The sequence below is a fragment of the Streptomyces sp. NPDC050263 genome (assembly GCF_040655955.1).
Taxonomy (GTDB): Bacteria; Actinomycetota; Actinomycetes; order Streptomycetales; family Streptomycetaceae; genus Streptomyces.
On the sequence record NZ_JBFAKW010000113.1, the window covers coordinates 1 to 12532 of the forward strand.

Annotated in this window: 11 protein-coding genes; all 11 read right to left on the reverse strand. The window is 73.0% G+C overall.

Going from position 1 to position 12532, the window contains the following annotated elements; translation table 11 throughout:
- Positions 1-120: 120 nt before the first annotated feature.
- On the reverse strand, positions 121-789 hold the full coding sequence (locus AB0J04_RS35230; protein WP_363172679.1) for a response regulator transcription factor: 669 nt from the start codon (positions 787-789) through the stop codon (positions 121-123).
- A complete protein-coding gene (locus tag AB0J04_RS35235; protein WP_363172704.1) occupies positions 786-2177 on the reverse strand; it encodes a histidine kinase in 1392 nt (463 codons plus the stop codon). The genes AB0J04_RS35230 and AB0J04_RS35235 overlap by 4 nt, the downstream gene beginning before the upstream one ends.
- A 170-nt stretch (positions 2178-2347) precedes the next feature.
- Positions 2348-3025, reverse strand: coding sequence for a response regulator transcription factor (locus tag AB0J04_RS35240; protein ID WP_363172680.1), 678 nt, complete (start codon positions 3023-3025; stop codon positions 2348-2350).
- Entirely contained in the window at positions 3022-4518 is a 1497-nt protein-coding gene (locus AB0J04_RS35245) for a sensor histidine kinase (protein ID WP_363172681.1), read from the reverse strand. Before AB0J04_RS35245 ends, AB0J04_RS35240 begins: the two co-directional genes overlap by 4 nt.
- 10 nt (positions 4519-4528) lie before the next feature.
- Positions 4529-5770: an acyltransferase gene (locus AB0J04_RS35250; RefSeq protein WP_363172682.1), complete on the reverse strand. Its 1242-nt coding sequence runs from the start codon at positions 5768-5770 to the stop codon at positions 4529-4531.
- On the reverse strand, positions 5763-6860 hold the full coding sequence (locus tag AB0J04_RS35255; protein ID WP_363172683.1) for an alpha/beta hydrolase: 1098 nt from the start codon (positions 6858-6860) through the stop codon (positions 5763-5765). Before AB0J04_RS35255 ends, AB0J04_RS35250 begins: the two co-directional genes overlap by 8 nt.
- A 338-nt stretch (positions 6861-7198) precedes the next feature.
- Positions 7199-8083 (reverse strand): alpha/beta hydrolase, encoded by an 885-nt coding sequence (locus tag AB0J04_RS35260; protein ID WP_363172684.1) that lies wholly within the window; start codon positions 8081-8083, stop codon positions 7199-7201.
- Between the two features lie 283 nt (positions 8084-8366).
- Positions 8367-9593: a kynureninase gene (gene kynU, locus AB0J04_RS35265; RefSeq protein WP_363172685.1), complete on the reverse strand. Its 1227-nt coding sequence runs from the start codon at positions 9591-9593 to the stop codon at positions 8367-8369.
- Positions 9586-10431, reverse strand: coding sequence for a tryptophan 2,3-dioxygenase family protein (locus AB0J04_RS35270; protein WP_363172686.1), 846 nt, complete (start codon positions 10429-10431; stop codon positions 9586-9588). Before AB0J04_RS35270 ends, kynU begins: the two co-directional genes overlap by 8 nt.
- Positions 10432-10592: 161 nt before the next feature.
- Positions 10593-11006 (reverse strand): DUF3151 domain-containing protein, encoded by a 414-nt coding sequence (locus AB0J04_RS35275; protein WP_351910245.1) that lies wholly within the window; start codon positions 11004-11006, stop codon positions 10593-10595.
- Positions 11007-11048: 42 nt separating this feature from the next.
- A complete protein-coding gene (locus tag AB0J04_RS35280; RefSeq protein ID WP_363172687.1) occupies positions 11049-12515 on the reverse strand; it encodes an MFS transporter in 1467 nt (488 codons plus the stop codon).
- Positions 12516-12532 lie beyond the last annotated feature (17 nt).

Here is a 12532-nt window from a genome sequence, read left to right on the forward strand (position 1 = left end):
GGTGGGTGGGTGGGTGGGTGGGTGGGTGGGTGGGTGGGTGGGTGGCTGGCCGGGCGGGCAGGCGGCCGGGACGGGTGGTCAGCCAGGCGGGCGGACGGACGGCCGGGCGGCCGGGCGGGATCAGCCCGGGGTCACCAGTCTTGCCTCGTAGGCGAAGACCGCCGCCTGGGTGCGGTCCCGCAGGCCCAGTTTCACCAGGATCCTGCTCACATGGGTCTTGATGGTCGACTCCGCCACCACCAGCCGCTCGGCTATCTCCGCGTTCGACAGGCCCTGGGCGATCAGGACCAGTACCTCCGTCTCCCTCTCGGTCAGGTCGCCGTAGGCCTCCTGGGCGGATGTGCGGGACAGGCCCGGGATGTCCGTGAGCTTGGCGAACTCCGTGATCAGCCGCTTCGTGACGGAGGGCGCCAACAGGGCCTCGCCCGCCGCCACCACGCGTACCCCGTCGGCCAGTTGACGGGCCGAGGCGTCCTTCAGCAGGAAGCCCGAGGCTCCCGCGCGCAGCGCCTGGTAGACGTATTCGTCCAGGTCGAACGTGGTGAGCACCAGCACCTTCGCCGTGCCGTCCGCCGCCACGATCTCCCTGGTCGCCTCGATGCCGTTCAGCTCGGGCATCCGGATGTCCATCAGAACGACGTCGGGAGCCAGTTCGCGGACCCTGTCCACCGCCTCCCGGCCGTTGACCGCCTCGCCCACGACCTCGATGCCCGGCATCGCGTTCAGCAGGACCGAGAAGCCCTCGCGCACCATCATCTGGTCGTCGGCGATCAGTACCTTGATCGTCATGCCCCACCCTCACCGGCAGCAGGCTCGGGAGCGGACGAGCCCTGCGAGGGCTTGGTCGCCATCGGGACCGGCAGGAACACCGTCACCTCGTAGCCTCCCTCCCGCGTCGGTTCCGCCGTCATCTCGCCGTTCAGCATCGTGACCCGCTCCCGCATTCCGGTGATGCCATGGCCGGCGCCGGGTGAGGGCTTGATCAGGGTCGGGTTGGGCGGGGCGCCGTTGACTATCCGCAGGCCCAGGCCGCCGAGGACGTATCCGACCTCCACCCGTGCGCTCGCCCCGGGCGCGTGGCGGAGCGTGTTGCTCAGCGCCTCCTGGACTATTCGGTAGGCCGACAGCTCCACGCCCTGCGGCAGTTCGCGCACCGCGCCGGTGACCCCCTTCTCCACGTCCAGGCCGGCCTCCCGCACGTTGGCGAGCAGTCTGTCCAGCTCGGCGAGCGTGGGCTGCGGGGCGTCCGGGACCTCGTAGTCCTCGGCGCGGACCACGCCCAGGACCCGGCGCAGCTCCGTGAGGGCCGCCACCGCGTTCTCCCGGATGGTCGCGAAGGCCTTCTCCAGCTCCGGCGGCGGGTTCTCCACCCGGTAGGGGGCGGCCTCGGCCTGGATGGCGACCACCGACATGTGGTGCGCGACCACGTCGTGCAGTTCGCGGGCGATCGTGGTGCGCTCCTCGAGCAGGGTGCGCCGGGACCGCTCGTGCGCGGTCACCGTCTCCTGCGCCGTCACCTTCTCTTCGGCCTGCCGACGGATGTGCCAGACCGTGATGGTGAGGAGGATGATCGCGGAGAAGACGAGCATGGGCGCGATGTTCGTGGCGTAGTGGCTCCAGCCGAAGGCCGACTCGGCGACGAAGCCGTAGGTCGCCGTCAGCAGCCACATCCACGCCGCCGTGCGGGGGCGGGTGCGTATCGCCACGACCGTCAGGACCATGAGGTGGGAGGCGAAACTGCCCGGAAGCCACGGCCAGTTGCCGTAGGTCGAGCCGACCAGGGCCACCGCCGTGGTCGAGGCGAGGGACAGCCAGAACGCGCCGATCGGCCGCACCAGCGTCATCAGCACCGGTGCCAGGGCGAGCAGGCCGAGCACGGCGGACTGGCTCCCTCCGTCGTTGTCGACCGAGGCGATCATCATCGCCAGGACGCCGCCCGCCCCGACCACCGCGTGCCGGGACCAGGTCGCGTACTCCCGTCGGCGGCCCTTCAACCGGCCCAGGACGACGCCGGTGGGCTCACTGCGGGGCAGCGGGCGGTAGGCGAAGGCGTCGTGGATCAGGTCCCGTCGCAGGCCGCGCAGGGCTTCCACGGCCGCCCGGAACTCCGGGCTGCGCGGCCGGTAGGCCTCGAAGGAGTCGTCCGGGTCGTCCGGGTGCGCGGTGTGCGTCTGCATCGTCTCGGTCACGTTCAAAACGGTAGGCGCAGCCGGGGGTCACGGTCGTCACCAGTGAGGGGGGTTCCTGCGCGTCCCTCTCAAGTACTACGGGTTCGACGGGGGGTCCGCCGGAGCGGAACCGCTCGGTACCCCGACGCTCAGTACCCCGACGCTCGGTACCCCGACGCTCAGTACCCGGCCGGTCTCACCAGCCCCGACTCGTAGGCGAACACCGCCGCCTGAGTGCGGTCCCGCAGGCCCAGTTTCACCAGGATGCGGCCCACGTGCGTCTTCACGGTCTGCTCGGCGACGAAGAGGTGGCTCGCGATCTCCGTGTTGGACAGGCCCTGGGCGATCAGGGTGAGCACTTCCGTCTCGCGTTCCGTGAGATCGCCGACCTGCTCCTTCAGCGGAGCTCTGGGCTTGCCGTCGAGCCGGGAGAACTCGGCGATCAGCTTGCGGGTGATGCCGGGGGCGAGCAGCGCGTCGCCGGCCGCCACCACCCGGACCGCCTCGGCCAGTTGGTCCGCGGAGGCGTCCTTCAGCAGGAACCCGGACGCGCCGGCCCGCAGTGCGTCGTACACGTACTCGTCGAGGTCGAAGGTGGTGAGCACCAGCACCTTGATGTGGGGGTGGTCGAGGGTGATGCGGTGCGTGGCGTCGATGCCGCCGAGCTCGGGCATGCGGATGTCCATCAGGACGACGTCCGGGGTGAGTTCGGCGACCTTCGCGATCGCGTCCAGGCCGTCCACCGCGTTCCCGATCACCTCGATGCCGGGGTGCGCGTTGAGGAGCACGGTGAAGCCCTGCCGGACCATCTGCTGGTCGTCGGCGATCAGTACGCGGATGGTGCCGCCGGTCGTCATCGGTTTCCTTCGAGTGTCGGGGGCGGACGGTTCGGGTCGTCCGGGTCGTCGGGGTCGTCCGAATCGCTGAAGTCGTCCGGGGCGTCCGGATCATCCGGGTTGTCCAGGTCGTTCAGGGCATCCGGGTCGTCCGGGAAGATGAGTTCGAGACCTTCTGGCGTTCCGAGGTCGTCGGAATCGTCGGGGCGTGGTGCCGTGCCGTCCCTCGGCAGGAACGCCATGACCGCGAAGCCGCCGTGCAGGGTCGGGTACGCGTTGACGTGGCCGCCCAGCATCACCGCCCGCTCGCGCATGCCGAGCAGACCGTGTCCCGCTCCCGGGGACGGCCGTACGGGTTCGCTCGGGCGGGAGTTGGTGACCTCCAGGTGCAGGCCCCGGGGGTCATGGGTGACCTCGACGCGCACCCGCGACCCCGGCGCGTGCCGCAGGGCGTTGCTCAGCGCCTCCTGGACTATCCGGTACGCCGACAACTGCACGCCCGGCGGGTACACCGGCGCCTCGCCCTCGATCGTGGCGACCACGTCCAGTCCCGCGGCACGGGTGTTCTCCATCAGGGCGTCGAGTCGGTCGAGCGTGGGCTGCGGGGCGTCCGGGGCGGCTCCGGCGCCGGCCGCGCCGAGGCCGTAGGGGTCCTCGGGGTTCTCCGAGCGCAGCACGCCGAGCACCCGGCGCAGTTCGGCGAGCGCCTCCAGGGCGTTCTGCCGGATGCCGGCGAGGTTCTCCTTGAGTTCCTCGGACGGGTTCTCCACCAGGTGCGGGGCGACCTGGGCCTGGATGGAGATCACCGACATGTGGTGGGCGACCACGTCGTGCAACTCGCGGGCGATCCGGTTGCGCTCCTCCAGCAGGGTGCGGCGGGCGCGTTCCTCCGCGGTGATCGTCTCCTGTTCGACGAGCTGGGTGCGGGCCTCGCCGAGCCCGCGGAAGGCGGTGCCCACGAGGACTACGACCCCGCAGACGGCGACGGCAGTGACGCCCGTCGAGTTGTATGTCGCCCCGCCGATGACACCCTGGACCACCCAGGTCGTCAATGCCGTGGCGGCCAGCGCCCCGACGGCCACGCGGGGGCGCATGCGCAGTGCCAGGAGCAGGAGCACGAAGGCATGGGCGAAGATCTCGGCGTCGTTCCACGGCCAGTCGGGTCCCGGCACCGGGTGACCCACGAGAATCGGTCGCGCGGCCACGGCGGCGACGACGACGCCGGCCAGGGACAACGCCCACGCGGGCACCGGCCGCCACAGTGCGAGCACGACGGCCGCGCCCTGCGCGAACCCGGTCAGCGTCGTCAGCGCCGTGGGCAGGGCGTAGCGGCCCGTCTGCTCCGAGCCGGCCAGGGCGATCCCGAGGGCGATCCAGCACACCACCACGTACCCCGGCAGCCGCGCCCAGCGAAGTCCCCGGGCGAAGAGTCTGCGGCGGGCCGCGCCTACGGGGGCGGGCGCCGCGCCGTCGAGTGGGGTGCTGGCCTCAGCGGAGCTCTTCTCGCCGGTCACGGGCCCAACCCTAGGCACTGCGGGCCGCCTTCGTCTCCGGTCGGCCGGAACCGTGGTGGACGCGGATCACTCGCGACCTCCGGCCGTCGGCCCGGCGAGGCCCTCGTCCCCGCGCCCGCTGTCCCTGCCCCCGCTCGTAGGTGTGGAACGCCGCCCAGCACACCCCCAGCACCAGCGCGAAGACCGGCAGCCACAGCAGCCTGGCCGCCACCCAGTCCAGCCCGTCGGGAACCGTGTGCAGGCCGGGCATCCGGCCCGCGAGGAGGCCCGTGGCGGTGGTCGCCATCATCGCCGTCTGGTGCCAGAGGAACACGGTCATCGCGGAGAGGTTGACCAGCGCCACTCCTGCCCAGAGCAGAGGGCGGGTCATGGCCCGGCGCAGTGGGTCGCGCAGCAGCAGCGCCAGTCCGCACTGGGCGAGTCCGAAGGTGACGGCGGCCAGGGTCGGCGGGTACAGGTTGGACACCGCCGCGCCGGGCACGCCCACCATGGACGCCGGGTAGCCGGCGAAGCCGACCAGCACGGCTGTCGTCACCGTGCCGCCGACCAACAGCGTCCAGCCCGCCCGCGGGCGCTCCAGCTCACCTCGGGTCCAGGCCGCGCCCAGGGTGTACGGCACCAGCCAGCCCGCCGCCAGGTTCACCCAGCCGAGCCACTCCGGGCCGCCGAGGCCGAAGCGCACGACGTCGACGTGGAGGACGACGGCCAGTGGCCACAGCGGGTTGAGCCGGGCCAGCAACGGGGTCGCCGCCGTCAGCGCGGCGAAGACCAGCAGGAACCACAGCGGGGACAGCGCCAGTTTGACGACGGTGTGCACGGTGACGAAGGACGCGCCGCCGAGCAGCAGCCCCAGCACGGCCACCGTCCACACGACCAGGACGGCCGACACCGGCTTGAACAGCCGGGCCAGGCGCGCCCGTAGCCAGGCCCCGTAGGTCCCGCCCCGCGCCCGGGTCGAGGCGAGGCTCCAGGTCGCCACATGGCCGCCCACCATGAAGAACACGGCGAGCGTCTGGAACACCCAGGAGACCGGCGCCAGCCAGGGCATCGGACCGAGCGGGCTCGCGGCGCGCAGCGTGCCGCCGTCGGCGACCAGGGCGGTCACCAGCCAGTGGCCCAGCACCACGCCGAGGATCGCGAACGCGCGCAGGGCGTCGACGGCGCGGTCGCGGCGCGGAGGCGTCGCTGCGTCGATACGGGCCGCGGCTCGCCGTATCCCGGACAGTCGGCGTACCTGATGTGTCTCACGCACCGGTGACCTCCGAGGTCTCGCCGAGGACGATCCGGGCGATGTTGGCCAGCGAGGCCGAGCCCGGCCTGAAGTAGTCGCTGTGGCCGCCGGAGCCCGCCGCGAAGACGTGAGCGCCGAACGACGGGGACATCGGGTCGGCGCCCAGGCCGACCGTGGTGCCGAACAGGTCCGCGCTGACGTGCGGGACGTCCGCCACCCAGTCGTCGGCGCCCCGGGCCGCCCAGACCCGCGCGCGGGTGTGCAGGCCGGCCGCGGAGTCCACGCCCGTGCCCGGGCTGCCGAGCAGCACGAGGTCGGAGACGTCCAGGCCGGGGGCCGCCCGGCCGCACACGACCGTGCCGTACGAGTGGCAGAGGAGGGAGACGCGGGTGTCCGGGCCGGTGAGGGTGCGCAGCCCGCGCAGGAACTCCCGCAGCTCGGGGGCCGCTTCGTCGGCTCGGCCCGGCGTGATCACCGTCGTGCTGACCGTGGCCGGGGTGGTGTACCCGAGCCACGCGACGACGGCCGTCCGCACACCCGACGCCTGGCCCGTGCCGGACGCCTTGGCCCGCACACCCGACGCCTGGCCCGTGCCGGACTCCCCGCCGGTACCGGACTCACCCGGTGCGCCCGGCTCCCCCTCAAGTCGCTCGTACAGCGCGGCCGCTGCCGCCCGGAAGCGGGCGTACGTGTCCAGCGAGGTGTCGGAGCCCGGTATCAGGATCGCGACGCGGTCGGCGTGGGCGAGGTCGCCGAACACCTCGGTGGCGCGCCCTTGGCCACGCCCGTCGAAGGCGAGCAGGTTGCGGGACGGGGACGCGAACCCCTCGTCGGCGGCGGCGCGGTGGCGGTCGCCGTGCGCGGCGGCCATCCGGGAGGCCAGCTCGGCGTTGGCCCGGTTGGCGGCGTACGCCTCCTCCAGCGTCGCCGCCGTCACCGGGGCGAGGGCGGCGGGGGCCGGGGCCGGGATCTGCGGGCTCGCCGCGGCCGCCGTGAGGGGGACGACGACGGCCGCGGTGATGAGAACGGCCAGCAGGGCGCGAACCCAGCGCCGCGCCCGGGGCGTTCCCCCTTCGCCACGCCGCCGTGCACGAAAACGAAGCTCCGCCATCCCGCCCCTCCCCCGCCCGTCCGCCCGGTCATCGGGCGTTTCAGGCTTGGAAGTTACGGATCGGCGCTCGTCGTTCGCGTCCCGCCTGGGAACTGTTCTCCGACGTAGCTCTCAGGTACTACGGGTACGACAGGTCCGCACACCTACGGGAGGCACGGGCCCCCAGCAGGGGGCTACCCATTGACAGGCCTCACGACGCCAGCCAGGGGGCCACCCACCGACAGGCCCCACCACACCGACCAACAGGCCACCCACCGACCAGCATCACCACGCCAGCCAGGGGGCCACCCACCGACCAGCATCACCACGCCAGCCAGGGGGCCACCCGCCGACCAGCATCACCACGCCAGCTGTGCGATCTCCTCCGCCACCACCGCGCACGCGTCCGCCGCCGGATCGATGAGCGGGAAGTGGCCGACGTCCTCCAGGAGGGTCAGGCCCACCACTTCGCCCGCCTTCGCCGCCGCGTCCGCGTACGCCTCGGCGACGGCCTGCGGGACGACCAGGTCGCCGCGGCCCTGGACCAGCGTCGTCGCGATGCCGGTCGGCAGCAGGAGCGCGGGGTCGGCGTACGGCCGTCGCTCGTCGAACTGCGCTTCCCCGCCCAGGAGTTGGCGGGCGGCTCCGCCGCACACGTCCAGCTTCTCGGCGACCGCGAAGTCGGCGATCGGGGCGAGCGCGACGACGCCCCGCAGCGGGACGGGAGCGCCGGTGCGCCAGGGCGCGTCGGCGGGCAGTACATGCCGGGCCGCCGCCCACAGGGCGAGGTGGCCGCCGGCCGAGTGGCCGACGAGGACCATGCGGCGCGCGTCGGCCTGCGGGACGGCCTCCCGGACGAGCGCGGGGAGCGCGTCGAGGGCGGCGGCGACGTCGTCGAAGGTGCCGGGCCAGCGCCCCGCGATCGGGGATGTCCCCTCCGGGACCGGGCTCTCGGCGCCGCGCCGGTACTCCATGTTGGCCACGGCGAACCCGCGCCCGGCCAGGTAGTCCGCGAACGGCGTGATGTGCCGCCGGTCGTACGGCGCCCGCCAGGCCCCGCCGTGCAGCACGACGACGAGCGGGACGGGACCGCCCGGGCCCACCTCCACTCGCGGAACGTAGAAGTCGATCACCTGGTCGGGGTGGTCTCCGTACGCCGCGGTGACGTCGGGGTCGACGGGCGGATGCCCGAAGGCCGACTCCTCCTCGGCGACGGCCCGGGCTGCGACAACGTCGTCCGGCATGCTCCAACCTCTCAGCGGCGATGGGGGTACCTCCCAGGCTTTCGGCGCTGGGGGAGGATTTGGCGGACCAGGAGAGAATTCGGCCGTTGGCCGGGACGGTATCAGGCCCATGACGTGCGCGGACACGCGGATATCACGCTCGGTGAGGGACAAAACGGTTCTGCTGGGTGAACTACCGGGCGAACCCGGCAGCCCCACACCAGCCCCGCACCAGCCCCCACCTGCCTGCGCCGGCATCTCGTCGGCATCTCGCCGGGCCCGGCACCGGCATCTCCGCCAGGCCCTACGCCACCTCCGCCAGCACCTCCGCCAGTACCCGTGCCGCCCGTTCCACGTCCGCGAACCCGACGTACAGCGGAGTGAAGCCGAAGCGGAGGACGTCCGGGCGGCGGTGGTCGCCGACGATCCCGCGCTCGATCAGCCGTTTCATGACGTCACCGGCGATGGCGGAGCAGCGCAGCGCCACCTGGCTGCCGCGCTCCTCGTGACGCACCGGAGTCAGCGACTCGACCCGCCCCTCGGGGACGTACGCGTCCACGCACTCCAGGAAGAAGTCCGTAAGGGCCAACGACTTCGCCCGCACCGCCGCGACCGGGACGCCGTCCCAGACCTCGAGCGCCGCCTCCAGGGCGAGCATCGACAGGATGTCCGGGGTGCCGACCCGTCCGCGCAGCGCGCCCCGCGCCGGCTCGTACTCCGCCCGCATGCCGAAAGGCTCGGCGTGCGAGTTCCAGCCGGGCAGCGGGGAGTCGAAGCGGTCCTGCAGGCCCTTGCGCACATACAGATACGCCGGTGAACCCGGGCCGCCGTTAAGGTACTTGTAGGTGCAGCCGACCGCGAGGTCGACGCCGTGCTCGTCGAGGCCGACCGGCAGGGCGCCCGCGCTGTGGCACAGGTCCCAGACGGAGACCGCGCCCGCCGCGTGCACGGCGGCGGTGAGCGACGGCAGGTCGTGCAGCCGCCCGGTGCGGTAGTCGACGTGGTTGAGCAGGACGGCGGCCGTCCGCTCCGACAGGGCGGCCGGCACTTCGCCGGGCGTCACCGGGCGCAGCGTGTGGCCGGTCAGCCGGGCCGCGGACCGGGCGATGTAGCCGTCCGTGGGGAAGGTCGTCGCGTCGACGAGGATCTCGTCGCGGCCGCCGGCATCGTCACCGGCACCGTCCTGCGCGATGCGCACCGCGCCCACGAGTGCCTTGAAGACGTTGACGCTCGTGGAGTCGCCGACCACGATCTGGCCGGCCGCCGCGCCCACCAGCGGGGCGATCCGGTCGCCGATCCGCTCGGGGGCGGTCCACCAGCCGCTCTCGTCCCAGGAACGGATGCGCAGCTCGCCCCACTGGCGGCGGACGACGTCCGCGACCTGGTCGGGGACGGCGGCGGGCAGTGCGCCCAGCGAGTTGCCGTCGAGGTAGACGCCGTCGTCGAGCACGAACCGGGCGCGCAGGCCGGCGAGTTCGTCGGCGGCGTCCAGCTCCTTGGCCGCGGCCGCCTTGAAAGCCAGGTCAGACATGGGACCTCGCCGTCCACAGCTCGGGGAAGACGTTCTTCTGCGCGCGCTTCTCCAGCCAGGCCACGCCGGCCGAGCCGCCCGTGCCCGCCTTGGCGCCCATCGCGCGGCGGGTGGCCACGAGGTGGTCGTTGCGCCATCGCCAGACCAGTTCGGCGACGTCCGTCAACGCCTCGCCGAGGCGTGCGATGTCGTCGGACTCGTCCGCCGAGTACACGGCCGTCCACACCGCCTCGACGTCCTCCGAGGGCTCGTGGCGCTGCGAGACGTCACGCTCCAGGACGGCGGCGGGGATCGGGTGGCCGCGGCGGGCCAGCAGGCCCAGCACCTCGTCGTACAGGCTCGGCTCGTGCAGCGCCTTCTCCAGCTCCGCGTGGACGCGGGGCGCGCCGCGGTGCGGGACCAGCATGGACGCGGACTTCTCGCCGAGCAGGAACTCCATGCGCCGGTACATCGCCGACTGGAAGCCGGAGCCCTCGCCGAGCGCGGAGCGGTAGGAGTTGAACTGGCCGGGGGTCAGCTGGCCGAGCGGCTTCCAGGAGGCGTTGAGCGCCTCCAGTTCGCGGACGGAACGCTTCAGCGCGTCGATCGCCACCGGGACCCGGTCCTCGCGCAGGGCCTGCGCGGCGGTCTCCCACTCGTGCACGATGACGGTGAACCACAACTCCATGACCTGGGTCGTGACCAGGAAGACCATCTCTCCGGGGTCGTCGGAGAGGGTGTGCTGGAGGTGGGTGAGCACGTCCGCCTTGACGTAGTCCTCGTACGGCGTCGTGCCGGCGAAGTCGAGATGCGGAGTCTCGGGCTCCGAAGCCTGGTGAGGCTGAGCCTGCTGGGACATCGCTGTCTCCTGTTATGTACTCCGGGTGGCGGTCCGCCCCTGCCGTTACCGACACGGGGGCCCCGGTCCCCACCCGCATCCTGCGCAATCGGACACCGAAAACGCAAGGCCCGTCCGGTCACACCAGGACCGGACGGGCCACCCGCACCACTCCTGGGGGGTCAGCCCAGGGTCTGGGCGGCCGTGGGCGAGGAGTCCTTCAGGAACTGCGTGCAGCGCTCGTACTCGGCCTGCTCGCCGATCGCCTGCGCGGCGCGGGCGAGGCCGTGCAGGGCGCGCAGGAAGCCGCGGTTCGGCTCGTGCTCCCAAGGCACCGGGCCGTGGCCCTTCCAGCCGCCCCGGCGCAGGCTGTCCAGCCCGCGGTGGTAGCCCGTACGGGCGTAGGCGTACGACTCCACCACGCTGCCCCGCTCGAACGCGTCGTCGGCGAGCTGGGCCCAGGCCAGGGAGGACGTCGGGTACTTCGCGGCGACGTCTGCGGGCGCGGTGCCGCTCGCGAGGAGCTCGCGCGGCTCGGGGTCGTCGGGGAGGTGGGTCGGGGGCGGGCCCCCGAGGAGGTTTTCGTGAATGGACATGGGTCCAGTCTGCTCCACTCCCCGCCCGCCGTTCCACGCGCGCTAACCGAGACGCTTGCGGGTCTGTTCGCCCTCCAGTGGGGGCGCCAGCACGCTGCTGTGCGTCAGGCACTCCGGGTGGGTGCAGTCCGGCGCCGGGCGGCGGACCGTCGCGAAGGCCACCGCGGCCCCGGCCACCAGCAACCCGGCGCACCAGCCCATCGCCTGGCGAAACGCGTCGTCGAAGGCGGTCGCCGAGCGGTACGCCTCCGGGCCCATGCCGGTGAGCAGGGGCAGCGCGGCCACCGCGACCAGGCCGGCCACCCGCGCCGCCGCGTTGTTGATCCCGCTGGCCAGGCCGGCCCGGCCGACGTCCACCGAGGCCAGGACGGTCGCGGTCAGCGGGGCGACCAGGGTGACCAGGCCGAAGCCGAGGACCAGCACGGCGGGCAGCACGTCGGCGAGGTAGGACGTGTCGGGCCCTACCCTCATCATCAGCAGCATCCCGGCGGCGCACAGCAGCGGTCCGACGGTGAGCGGGATGCGCGGCCCGATGTGCTCCGCCAGCTCGCCCGAGCGGGCGGACAGCAGCAGCATCAGCACGGTCGTCGGCAGCAGCGCCGTGCCGGCGGCCAGCGCCGACCAGCCGGACACGACCTGGAGCTGGAGCGCGGCGAGGAAGAAGAACCCGCCGAGGGCCGCGTACACGCACAGCGTGACCAGGTTGACGGCCGTGAACTGGCGGGAGGCGAAGATGCCCGGCGGCATCATGGGGTCCGGCCGCCGCCGCTCCACCATCACGAAGGCCACCCCCGCCGCGACGCCCACGACGGCCGACAGCACCACCACGACCGACGCTTCCCGGGCCTCGATCAGGGCGTATGTGACGAGCGCGAGCGCCAGCGCGCCCAGCACCGCGCCCAGGACGTCGAAGCGGCCGTGCGTCAGCTTGTCCCGCGACTCCGGGACGTGCCGCAGCGCCACCGGCACGCACACCACCGCCAGCGGCACGTTCAGCAGGAACACCCAGCGCCAGCCCGGCCCGTCCACCAGCCAGCCGCCGAGGAAGGGGCCGATCGCCGCGCCCATGCCGCCGAAGCCGGACCACAGACCCACGGCCCGTGACCGGTCGTCGGGGTGGAAGGAGGCCTGGATCAGCGCCAGCGAGCCGGGGGTCAGCAGCGCGCCCCCGACGCCCTGGAGGGCGCGGGCCGCGATCAGCACCCCGGTGTTCGGCGCGATCCCGCACAGCAGGGAGGCGGCCGCGAACCACACGACGCCGACCACGAAGACCTTGCGGCGTCCGTAGCGGTCGCCGAGGGAACCGCCCAGCAGGATCAGACCGGCCAGCGTCAGCATGTACGCGTTGACCGTCCACTGGAGCACCGCCAGGTCGGCGTCCAGGTCACGGCCGATGCGCGGCAGCGCCACGTTGACGACCGTCGAGTCGAGCAGGGCCATGCTGGACCCGAGCACGGTGGTGAGCAGGATCCATCTGCCCTGGGCCGAGGCCATCCGGATGTCCGCCATGCCCACAGGTATACAGC

Coding starts and splice junctions, on each gene's coding strand:
- AB0J04_RS35230 (WP_363172679.1), bottom strand. CDS start 789: ATGACGATCAAGGTACTGATCGCCGACGACCAGATGATGGTGCGCGAG.
- AB0J04_RS35235 (WP_363172704.1), bottom strand. CDS start 2,177: ATGCAGACGCACACCGCGCACCCGGACGACCCGGACGACTCCTTCGAG.
- AB0J04_RS35240 (WP_363172680.1), bottom strand. CDS start 3,025: ATGACGACCGGCGGCACCATCCGCGTACTGATCGCCGACGACCAGCAG.
- AB0J04_RS35255 (WP_363172683.1), bottom strand. CDS start 6,860: ATGGCGGAGCTTCGTTTTCGTGCACGGCGGCGTGGCGAAGGGGGAACG.
- AB0J04_RS35260 (WP_363172684.1), bottom strand. CDS start 8,083: ATGCCGGACGACGTTGTCGCAGCCCGGGCCGTCGCCGAGGAGGAGTCG.
- kynU (WP_363172685.1), bottom strand. CDS start 9,593: ATGTCTGACCTGGCTTTCAAGGCGGCCGCGGCCAAGGAGCTGGACGCC.
- AB0J04_RS35270 (WP_363172686.1), bottom strand. CDS start 10,431: ATGTCCCAGCAGGCTCAGCCTCACCAGGCTTCGGAGCCCGAGACTCCG.
- AB0J04_RS35275 (WP_351910245.1), bottom strand. CDS start 11,006: ATGTCCATTCACGAAAACCTCCTCGGGGGCCCGCCCCCGACCCACCTC.
- AB0J04_RS35280 (WP_363172687.1), bottom strand. CDS start 12,515: ATGGCGGACATCCGGATGGCCTCGGCCCAGGGCAGATGGATCCTGCTC.